General features: G+C 39.8%; 10 protein-coding genes. 3 read left to right on the forward strand and 7 right to left on the reverse strand.

The features are described 5' to 3' along the window. Nucleotides 1-7: 7 nt before the first annotated feature. The 3 genes from AC23P2_RS30110 to AC23P2_RS30120 all read right to left on the reverse strand — a co-directional run bounded on the left by AC23P2_RS30110 (nucleotide 8) and on the right by AC23P2_RS30120 (nucleotide 1,529). On the reverse strand, nucleotides 8-259 hold the full coding sequence (locus AC23P2_RS30110; RefSeq protein ID WP_487776630.1) for a hypothetical protein: 252 nt from the start codon (nucleotides 257-259) through the stop codon (nucleotides 8-10). Nucleotides 260-331: 72 nt separating this feature from the next. Then, nucleotides 332-1,321: an NAD(P)H-dependent glycerol-3-phosphate dehydrogenase gene (locus tag AC23P2_RS30115; protein WP_487776631.1), complete on the reverse strand. Its 990-nt coding sequence runs from the start codon at nucleotides 1,319-1,321 to the stop codon at nucleotides 332-334. Nucleotides 1,322-1,403: 82 nt separating this feature from the next. Then, nucleotides 1,404-1,529: a FeoB-associated Cys-rich membrane protein gene (locus AC23P2_RS30120; RefSeq protein WP_487776632.1), complete on the reverse strand. Its 126-nt coding sequence runs from the start codon at nucleotides 1,527-1,529 to the stop codon at nucleotides 1,404-1,406. 104 nt (nucleotides 1,530-1,633) lie between these two features. On the opposite strand from AC23P2_RS30120, the gene AC23P2_RS30125 reads away from it, so the two are divergent. Beyond that, entirely contained in the window at nucleotides 1,634-2,869 is a 1,236-nt protein-coding gene (locus tag AC23P2_RS30125) for an MFS transporter (protein WP_487776633.1), read from the forward strand. A gap of 71 nt (nucleotides 2,870-2,940) precedes the next feature. Here AC23P2_RS30125 and AC23P2_RS30130 read toward each other — a convergent pair whose 3' ends face one another. Continuing rightward, a complete protein-coding gene (locus tag AC23P2_RS30130; RefSeq protein WP_487776634.1) occupies nucleotides 2,941-3,321 on the reverse strand; it encodes a DUF1573 domain-containing protein in 381 nt (126 codons plus the stop codon). A 216-nt stretch (nucleotides 3,322-3,537) separates the two neighbouring features. Here AC23P2_RS30130 and AC23P2_RS30135 point away from each other — a divergent pair, with 216 nt between their 5' ends. Then, nucleotides 3,538-4,788, forward strand: a complete 1,251-nt coding sequence (locus AC23P2_RS30135) for a sensor histidine kinase (RefSeq protein ID WP_487776635.1) — start codon at nucleotides 3,538-3,540, stop codon at nucleotides 4,786-4,788. Nucleotides 4,789-4,982: 194 nt separating this feature from the next. Next, a complete protein-coding gene (locus tag AC23P2_RS30140; protein ID WP_487776636.1) occupies nucleotides 4,983-5,675 on the forward strand; it encodes a response regulator transcription factor in 693 nt (230 codons plus the stop codon). Between the two features lie 422 nt (nucleotides 5,676-6,097). Here AC23P2_RS30140 and AC23P2_RS30145 read toward each other — a convergent pair whose 3' ends face one another. The 3 genes from AC23P2_RS30145 to AC23P2_RS30155 form a co-directional block, all read right to left on the reverse strand. Beyond that, a complete protein-coding gene (locus tag AC23P2_RS30145) occupies nucleotides 6,098-7,090 on the reverse strand; it encodes a hypothetical protein (protein ID WP_487776637.1) in 993 nt (330 codons plus the stop codon). 498 nt (nucleotides 7,091-7,588) lie between these two features. Continuing rightward, entirely contained in the window at nucleotides 7,589-7,954 is a 366-nt protein-coding gene (locus tag AC23P2_RS30150; RefSeq protein ID WP_487776638.1) for a hypothetical protein, read from the reverse strand. A gap of 184 nt (nucleotides 7,955-8,138) precedes the next feature. Further along, nucleotides 8,139-9,809 carry an ATP-binding protein gene (locus tag AC23P2_RS30155; RefSeq protein ID WP_487776639.1) on the reverse strand — a complete coding sequence of 557 codons (1,671 nt, stop codon included), beginning with the start codon at nucleotides 9,807-9,809 and terminating at the stop codon, nucleotides 8,139-8,141. Nucleotides 9,810-10,059 lie beyond the last annotated feature (250 nt).

Here is a 10,059-nt window from a genome sequence, read left to right on the forward strand (position 1 = left end):
TACCTATCTAATCGTCCGTCTGACTATCGTCTGACGGAGCCACCTTGGTCAGACGATAGTCAGACCAAAAGTTTACCTGTCTAATATCCGTCTGACTATCGTCTGACGGAGCCACCTTGGTCAGACGATAGTCAGACCAAAAGTTTACCTGTCTAATATCCGTCTGACTATCGTCTGACGGAGCCACCTTGGTCAGACGATAGTCAGACCAAAAGTTTACCTGTCTAATCTCCGTCTGACTATCGTCTGACGGGGTCACCTTGGTCAGACAATAGTCAGACCAAAAGTTTACATAATAACATCCTAGCAGTCGGTCTGACTATCGTATGACCTAACGAAGTCGAAGTTTTAGCTTGGCAATTTCGGAGGCAGGAGCTTCTCGTTCGTACAAAATTTTGTATGTAGCCTCTGTAATGGGCATTTCTACGCCGTATTGTTTATTCATTTCGTAAATGCTGTTGACCGCATAGTAGCCTTCAGCAATCATTTTCATCTCCATTTGGGCTGATTGTACACTATAGCCACGGCCAATCATGTTACCAAAGGTACGGTTACGGCTAAATTGTGAATAGGCCGTTACGAGCAAATCCCCCAAGTAAGCCGACGCACTCAAATCGCGTTCGCGAGGGTCAACTGCATTGACAAACCGTTTGATTTCTTGCATGGCATTAGACACCATAACAGCCTGAAAATTATCGCCGTAGCCTAAGCCATGACTGATGCCACAGGCCAATGCCACGATATTTTTCATCACAGCAGCATATTCTACGCCGTACAGATCAACGAGTGGATTGGCCGTCACGAAGGAACAACTCATCAGCTGGGCAAAATCAGCAGCACAAACTTCGTGGGTTGACGCAATGGTCAAATATGATTGCTTCTCTAAAGCCACTTCTTCAGCATGGCAGGGACCCGCAATGACACATATTTGATCAATGGGAACGCGAAAATGCTCTTCTACCCAATCAGTTACCAAAATATGGCGTTGGGGAATCATTCCCTTGATGGCCGAAACGACTCTTTTTCCTTCAAAATGTTTGGGTGTCAGTGCCGCCAGGGGTTCTTGAACAAAAGCCGCTGGAATCGCCAAAATAACGTAGTCTGCGCCATTGAGGGCATCAGTGATTTTGGTAAACGTTTTCACTTTGCGCGGACTGAGTCGTACATCGCGCAGATAATCAGGATTATAATGATGTTTTCGGATGTGTTCAACGGCCGCACGGTCGCGAAGCCACCAACGAATCGAGACGTTGTTTTCAGAAAGAATTTTAATAATAGCGGTGGCCCAACTGCCTCCACCTATTACGGCGATTGATGTCATTTTTGGGGTATTGGTTCCTTCGTTTGTGGCACAAACTTGCGAAAAAACTCTCAGCTTTGCACAGTTATCCCCAACTTTCTACCTACTTATCGCAACCACAGCCCTTTCCACATCCCGACTTTTTGGGACTGAGTTCTTTGCGGATTCGATTCCCCACGTACCCCACTGCTCCGATAAAAAGAAGCCCAATCAAGATTGTTTCAAGCATGACCTTATTATGATAAGTTTTGGAGAAAATGATGTAAATAACTTTCGTAAAAAACGCCTTTTTGCGTAATTGCGTTCCAGACGACCCTTTTGAACCTAACTTTTATGAAAACTCCTGCTTCTGAAGCCGTTTCGCTTCGCCCTTTGGTCAGCTTACCTGTCATTGTAGCTGCCTTGGGTTATTTTGTGGATGTATATGATTTATTGGTATTCAACATCGTGCGCGTACCTAGTCTCAAAGACATGGGGCTTTCACCCGAAGAGGTGTCGCTCTTGGGCGGAAAAATCTACAATTGGCAGCAAGCAGGATTACTGGTAGGAGGAATTTTATGGGGGATTTTGGCCGACAAACGTGGGCGTTTATCCGTTTTGTTTGGCTCTATTATCATGTATTCCTTCGCCAATATTCTGTGCGGCTTTGTACAATCGCCCGATGTCTATGCACTGTTGCGGTTTGTCGCTGGCGTTGGGCTTGCGGGAGAACTGGGCGCAGGACTGACTTTGGTGGCCGAAATTTTACCCCAACGTTTGCGCGGCTACGGCTCGTCGATTGTGGCGAGTGTAGGGCTACTAGGAGCCGTTGTCGCCTTCTTGACCAATAACCTATTCGACTGGCGAACTACCTATTTTGTGGGCGGTGGCTTAGGGCTAGTATTGTTGTTGATGCGCGTAGGGTTATTGGAATCTGGAATGTTTGAAAAAGCCAAAGTTTTGCCTTCCAAACGGGGAAGTATGTTATCATTTTTCACCGATGGCCCTCGTTTTTGGAAGTATATGCGCTGCATTGGCGTGGGTGTACCTACCTATTTTGTCATTGGTATCATGGCCACCTATGGAAATGAATTTGGAGCTGCGCTGGGAGTGCAGCCCGACATTGTAGCGGGGAAATGCGTCATGTATGTGTTTATTGGAACAGTCATTGGCGATATGTTTAGTGGCATACTAAGCCAATGGCTTCAATCGCGCAAAAAAGCGATTGGCGTAATGACGACCATGACCCTCGTTGGCATCACTATTTATCTGTACGGCGGTATCCAAACGGCCAGTTCTTTCTATGCACTTTGTGGCGTGCTTGGCTTTTCGATTGGCTACATTGCCATGTTTCTGACCGCAACGGCCGAAAGTTTTGGCACCAACCTACGGGCGACGGCAACTTCAACAGTTGCTAATTTTGTTCGCGCCACTACGCTATTGACCTTGCCCTTGTTTCAATCGCTCAAACCTAGCCTAGGCGTCATATCGGCAGGAGCGTTGGTAGCGGCGCTTTGCTTTTTGATTGGGTACATTTCTTTATACTTTATGGAAGAAACGTTTCACAAGAATTTGGATTACGTAGAATAAAAAATCGGGCGAGCCTTTGATGGCTCGCCCGACTGTTTTCTGGCTGTTTGAAAATGATGTAAGGATAGAAATTACTGAACTACTTCTCCTTGGATGTTGAGGGTAACGGCGCCACCTTCAGCATTTGATTCTACGGTCACAGTTTTGTTAAATGACCCCGCAGCAGCAGCGTTAAAAGTAGCTTTGATGGTTCCTGAAGCACCTGGCATAACGGGTTCTTTGGGATACTCTACCCCCGTGCAACCGCACGAACCGTAGGCTTTTCCGATAATTAAAGGTGCTTCGCCTTTGTTAGTAAACTTAAATTCGGCCGTGACGGGCTTACCTTGTTTGATTTTTCCAAAGTTGTGATTGGTCTCTACCCAACCAAAAGCCGCCAACCATACATTGGCAAAAACGAGGGTAGTAGCAAAGAACATCGTTAGAACTGAGAGAAAAGTTACTTTTTTCATGGTAGTATGTTTTGATTTAAAGTGAATAAATGTGTTGTCGTTTGACGATTCAAAAGTACTTGGTCAATCTGGTACTCGCTGTTAACAAAAACTGAACGTTTGTTAATGCTTTGTTAATAACTTCAAAAGAATCTGACGAAAGCGTTACTTTCGTATGAGATTTTCTACTAATATTGACGTTAGTACATTTTTAACCTAAAAACGTGCGAAAGCACCATGTCTAGAAAAACGATTCGCCTTCTAATCATTTTGTCCACTCTATCCATCATCGGAGTGATCATCACTCAGATATATTGGGTGCGTAAAGCATTAGACATGCGCGAACGTCAGTTTAACCAACGCGCCCACGTAGCCTTGCAGGAAGTAGCCAATGACCTCTCGAAACTCAACGGCGTCATGTTGCACAACAATCCTGTTGAGCAATTGTCCTCCAATTATTTTTTGGTCAATACCAACGCCATGGTGGATCCCGCTTTGGTGGAACATTATCTTAAAAACCGCTTTCAACAAAACGCCATCGTAAGCGACTTTGAATTAGGTATTTATGATTGTGCCAGCAACAAAATGTTTTATGGTGTGGCATTGAGTACGCGCAACGATAACAAAAAACCAACCCAAACGGCCAATTGGCTCAAATCGAACAAATACCCTTACTATTTTGGCGTCCGTTTTCCTTCCCAAAACGTTTCGGTCATTAGCGATTTGAGTGGCTGGATTGGCTCTTCGCTGTTGGTACTCTTGGCGGTGAGCTTTTTTGGATATGCACTGTTCGTCATCTTGCGCCAACGTCAACTGACTGAAGTGCAACGCGATTTTATTAATAACATGACGCACGAGCTACAGACACCCATCGCCACCATCCGTATTGCCGCCGACGTGTTGAATACGCCCGCCATCAAAGACCAACCTGAGCGTTTGAAAAAATATACATCCATCGTGAAAGAGGAAGCCCTACGCCTGCAAAACCAAGTAGAGACGGTGTTGAATATGGCCAAAGCTGAAAAAAACTCTCTTCCGTTGACGATAGAATGGCTCGATGTTCACCAAATTATTTCATCATTGGCCAACAAATACGAAATTAACCTGACGCTCCACCTCAACGCAATAGAGCCATATATTCACGCCGACCGCCTGCATTTGTCAAATGCCATCAGCAATTTGATTGACAATGCGTTTAAATATACGCCGCAAAACCCTGATATTCACCTGGAAACCATTACTCAAAATGGCAGTTTGATCATTATTGTACGCGACAATGGCATCGGAATTGCCCCCGAACATCATCGAAAGGTATTTGATAAATTTTATCGGGTTTCAACGGGAAATATTCATAACGTGAAAGGCTTTGGCATTGGGCTGAGTTATGTCCAACAAATCGTGAAAGCGCACCATTGGAAACTTGATTTGAAAAGCGAGCTTGGAAAAGGCAGTGAGTTTAAAATAAAAATTCCTTTGAAGAAAGAGTAAAACGCTTGGTTAGCTTGCCATCACGAGGTTTTGAGAAACCTCGCGTTTGGTTGTGAGCAACCAAACGCACACAAGTGATTTTGGTTGTGAGCAACCAAACGCACACAAGTGATTTTGGTCGTGAGCAACCAAGCGCACACAAGTGGTTTTGGTTGCTCACAACCAAAACGCATATAACGACAAAATATAGAAATATGCCCCGCATTTTATACGTGGAAGACGACCCAAATCTTGGTTTTGTCACAAAAGATAACCTCGAATTAAATCATTATGAAATCGTTCATTGCGTGGATGGACAAGAAGCGCTCGCGACTTTTTCGGAGCAGCAACCGTTTGATATGTGCGTCTTGGATGTGATGCTTCCTTTGATGGACGGGTTTACGTTGGCAAAAAAAATTAGAGAACAAGACAAACATGTTCCCATCCTGTTTTTGACGGCAAGGGCATTGCAAGAAGACAAATTGCACGGTCTGCGCATTGGCGGCGATGATTACCTCACCAAGCCGTTTAGTATGGAAGAGTTGATGCTAAAAATTGAGATTTTTTTGCGCCGAAGCCAACGAACGGAAGTAAAAACCGAAAAAGTAGAGAAATCCCAGACGTATGTGGGCAAGTACGTTTTTGACTTTGATAAACTCTCCCTCCAACTGGCCGACAAAAACCATACCCTCACCTACCGCGAAGCCGAAGTGTTGCGGTACCTTTCTAGCCGCCCCAACGAAGTCATCAAAAGAGAAGACCTGCTCAAAGCCATTTGGGGTGACGATGACTATTTTATGGGACGTAGCTTAGATGTATTCATGTCGCGTTTGCGTAAATATCTGTGCGATGACCCAAGCATCAAAATCGAAGGAATCCACGGAGTTGGTTTTCGGATGCGTTGGTAGGCTATCGACCCAACCTCAAACTTTATTTGTCTGTCGTCCTTTTTCACCAAATAGTCCGCTTAAAAGTATTCTCAATATGGGTATTGTCCCTGTATTTAGTTTTGTCGTCATTTTAAAATGAACTATAATGGGAAATGGGTTGGCGATGGTGGAGGATTTCGGAGCACAAAACTGCCAATATAGTATAAAAGCTGATACGAGGTAGAGACTATGAGGTGGGACAAAATATGCTTGTTCGCTCAACGATAACTCCATAGGTTTGGTGAGCACTCACCGCTAGGCTGGCTGGCTGCCCGCCTGAGTTTCGTTCAATCCCGAAGGCTTTCGGGATTTCATCGCTTGGCTTTCAGCCACGACGAAACCTTAGTTATTAGTGACAGCTGCTCTTTGTCTGTATAGTGAAATTTCTTCGGGCAGAAGAATTATTTTTCACCAGAATTATATATTGTCATTATATTCCTCTTATTCTTAGCCAATACAGTCTTAAGAACTATAATAACAACAAGAATTACTATTATCAGACCTATTATTCTTAATGCTAAATACCAATTCATAATATCAATATTGAAAACTGGTTTTATTATAAGGGAAATGATATAATAAACTCCAAAAACAATTGCAAAAAATAAAGCAAATGCAGAAAACACAAAAAAACTAGAAGTTTTGTCTAATTTTGGTGGGGTATCGCTGTTCGTCCACCAATGTTTTTTGCTACCAACAATATTACATAATTCTTCTATTTCATTTTTATTATATCCTGAGTTTTGAAGGAACATCTCAAAGGACACGTGTTCGCCTGTTTGGTTAGAACTGACTAAGGCTAATTGTCGTTCTTTTTTTGAAAACGCAACTTTTCTAAAATTTTCTAATATAGTCTCTATTTGAAGGTGTCCAAATTTATATTCTTGGCTTCGGTCTATTTTAAATCGTGTGAATAGCGTATCCATTGAGATGTCCTTGAAGCTGATATTTAAATAATTCTGACATTCCCTACCAAAAACATCGTAAATAACATCTTCGTTGTCCGAATAAGAAAGAATGTTATCGCCATTTTGTACCATTTTATTTTCCTTTTCATCAAAATAGATATTATATTCCCAATCGTTGTAACCATTTTTATAATGATTAAAAAGAAATGTCATAGAATTTTCACCTAATTTAAAGTCTAAAATTTGTGTGCTATTTCTTGACAATTCATTGAGATTTATAGAAAAGGTTGGAATACCCCAAAAAACTAATGTGCCTTTTTCTGAAAAGAAAATGTCTATAAAGTCAGAATTTGATTTACTGTCCAACGCTCTATCAAAGGTAATTTTATCTAATTGAACGAGCTTAAATTTTAATGCACCTTCTAGCAAATAGATTGATTTTTCTATGTTTTTGTCAATAAGAATTCCAGATATATTCAGTCCCATGTGTTAAGTTGTCAAATGATTTTAGGTTTTCTATTTCGGTTGCCACCAACGGTTTTCGGCTTGGCGTTGTGGCGGAAATAGCGGTACCAAAGTTAAAGTTAATAAAAAAGCTCAATAATTGAAAACAAGCTGAGGCTTGAGCAGGTACCGCCATAATGCCAAACCAATGTTGAACAAAACCTTAGATAGCTATATTTTGCAAAAATGGTTAATTTTGAATCTAGTTTAAACTTAAAATTTATCATGACAAGTGTCATGGGATTAAAAATAATACGCTAATCGGATAAGCAGCTATAAAAGTAAAAAAGCAGGTCAAAAACCTGCTCTCAGAGGAGTTGTACGTCAAACGATAACTTCATAATAAAAAGAAAAGGGTTTGGTGAGCACTCACCGCTAGGCTAGCCGCCCGCCCGAGTTTCGTTCAATCCCGAAGGCTTTCGGGAGCTTTATAGCTTGGCTTGCAGTCACGAAGAAATTTTAGTTATTATAGGCTGTCTTTTATCTTTCAATCATTTGCTCAACTTGTTTTTTGTCTGTCAGTGAACTAAACCAAAGAATGTTTGCTATGTATTTTCTTGTCGTCGTAAATTCATATTGTTTATGTCGGCTAAGTTGTTCAACTCGTACTACTATACGACCTAAGTTCTCATTGCCCTCATCTTTTCTATACGACAAGGCGAAAAAGTAGCGATATGAGGCAACGCCTGTGTTTTCAAATGGTCTAAACCCTAAAATTCTTTTTAAATAGACGTAGTCTATTGGCTCAATTCCAAAACGTAGTGTTAATTCTTCGTCGGCAATTTTATATCGGATAGTTGAAGAGTAAGCACCGTCAAGATTTGAAATGTCTATGAGTTCAATCATATCTTCGTTGCTGTCTCTCATTATCTTGTTTATCTTTTAAAATAGCCTATAACGTTGAAGCATTGGCGTTGTGGCGGATTTCGGAACATTAAACTGTCAATACACCACAAAAGTTAATGCGAGACAGAATGTTTATTTAACCATATCACCCGCCATTGAGCCAAACGCCTGTTATAAGCTGGCGTTATTCTTCATCTTTATTGAAATCTTTCAAGAGCAGCACATGTATTTTTTTGTATGTCATTTTTGTCAAAATATAATTTACACCATCATAGATTACTTCATCCTGATAAATTTTTCTAAACTCCCAACCTTGTGGTAGCTTACCAATATCCCAGCAAATAACCAAGTTAACATGTTCCATAGCTTTAACATCGTTATTTACGTCTTCACAAAACTTATCCAAAGTCAATTTAAATTCCGCAAAAGAAATCATATCAAATTGTTTAGTAGTTCTTCCTGCACTTTTTAAATAAACTTCTCGCGGATTCTTTCCGATGTTATCAATACTTGTTTGATATTTAAATAATATGTCAAAAGTATTATATTGACTAACTAATAAAGTTTTATAACCGTTTAAAACCTCAGCACCAAGCAATTCATGAAATATTGCAACAACACTCTGTTCATGTCTTGGGATTTTAGCAAAGGATATTTCTTTTATTGCAAGATCTTTTGTTTCTCTAGCTCGTTCTTTTATCTGATCTAAACCAGCTCCTTCTCCAATAGCATCATGAGGAACACCGACAAATTTCTCCGCATATTTAATTACATCCGAGAAGAATGATTTTATCATACGTCTAATGTATTCTGCATTATCTCGTGTTATTGTTTTTCTTCCTGCGTCTAAAGTGAATCCAGTTCCTTGTATTACAATATGAAAGTTAGTATAATATCCAGCGTAACCTAATCTTGGCTTATTAATTTCGACGCTAGTTGGACATCCTTTTATTGAAACTACTATATCATCAGGGAACCTATCTAAACCAACTATTTCACCAAATTTTTTATAAATATCTACTTCTGCAAAAGTCAAATAGATTTTTTTTTCATAATCCACAAGTCGTAAAATTCCTCTTGGATTTTTTGCAATTTCGGTTTCATCAACAATCCACTTTTTGTTTTTTCGACTATATTCAGCATCAAATACAGGATAAAAACCATCAACAAGCTCATCTAAATGTAAGTATAAAAACGGTAATTTCTCCGAAATCATATCAGAACCAATTCCTTTGAAATGAGCATTAATGTCAATCTTTTCTCGCTCATCTTCATCAACAAATAAATTATTTGTATTGCCAATTGCTGTTTTTGTTCTAAGAATATATTTAAAGAAGTCGAAATTGTCAATGTTAATATCAACTTTGGAAATCTTAACTTTAATCAAGCAATAACTTTCTCCAGCTTCTTTTTCTACTGTATAATTTAATTGTGGAACAGATTTACTAAAAATTGAATCATATGCTTTTTCACATGTAGCAATGATTTTAGTATTATCCCTACGAGATTCAATGTAAAAGCTATCACTGATTCCAAGTATAAATGAAGCACCTAGTCCTTTTTCTCCTATAGAATCATCTTCATCCGCTTTATTTGTATTTCCTAGAGCAAAGAATTGTAAATCTGATTCTGACAAGCCGACACCGTTATCTTTAATCTCAATTAGTTGATCATTATGATCAAATGAAATTTCTATACTTGGGTTCTTAACACCAGCTTTCCTAACACTGTCAACAGAATTTTGTACAAGTTCAGAAAAAATATCATAGTAATTATGATAACTATCTAAAATACCTCTCCAAAGATGTGGCACATTTATATGTTTTGCTAAATCGAAATATTTTTCTGTTGGCATATTTAGTATTGATTGATAAAGTTGTAAATGTAGAAAAAAATAAATTTATATCTCTTTAAATTTGTATTTCAGTTATGTACACGTGCGTCGTTTACGCTTGCAGGCAACGTGAGGCGGCTTTGCGCAGTTACCCTTGTGTTGCGCCTGCGGCAAGGGTAATTGTACAAAGCCGCTGTTGAACAAAACCTTCGGTAGCTATATTTTGCTAAAAAGGTTAATTTTGAGTCTAATTTAAACTTAAAATTGATCA

The sequence above is a fragment of the Runella sp. R0.1_18 genome (genome assembly GCF_057652155.1).

Bases quoted from the DNA above. Each gene is read 5' to 3' on its own strand.
- AC23P2_RS30125 (WP_487776633.1), top strand. From the start codon at position 1,634: ATGAAAACTCCTGCTTCTGAAGCCGTTTCGCTTCGCCCTTTGGTCAGC.
- AC23P2_RS30120 (WP_487776632.1), bottom strand. From the start codon at position 1,529: ATGCTTGAAACAATCTTGATTGGGCTTCTTTTTATCGGAGCAGTGGGG.
- AC23P2_RS30135 (WP_487776635.1), top strand. From the start codon at position 3,538: ATGTCTAGAAAAACGATTCGCCTTCTAATCATTTTGTCCACTCTATCC.
- AC23P2_RS30150 (WP_487776638.1), bottom strand. From the start codon at position 7,954: ATGATTGAACTCATAGACATTTCAAATCTTGACGGTGCTTACTCTTCA.
- AC23P2_RS30155 (WP_487776639.1), bottom strand. From the start codon at position 9,809: ATGCCAACAGAAAAATATTTCGATTTAGCAAAACATATAAATGTGCCA.
- AC23P2_RS30130 (WP_487776634.1), bottom strand. From the start codon at position 3,321: ATGAAAAAAGTAACTTTTCTCTCAGTTCTAACGATGTTCTTTGCTACT.
- AC23P2_RS30145 (WP_487776637.1), bottom strand. From the start codon at position 7,090: ATGGGACTGAATATATCTGGAATTCTTATTGACAAAAACATAGAAAAA.
- AC23P2_RS30115 (WP_487776631.1), bottom strand. From the start codon at position 1,321: ATGACATCAATCGCCGTAATAGGTGGAGGCAGTTGGGCCACCGCTATT.
- AC23P2_RS30140 (WP_487776636.1), top strand. From the start codon at position 4,983: ATGCCCCGCATTTTATACGTGGAAGACGACCCAAATCTTGGTTTTGTC.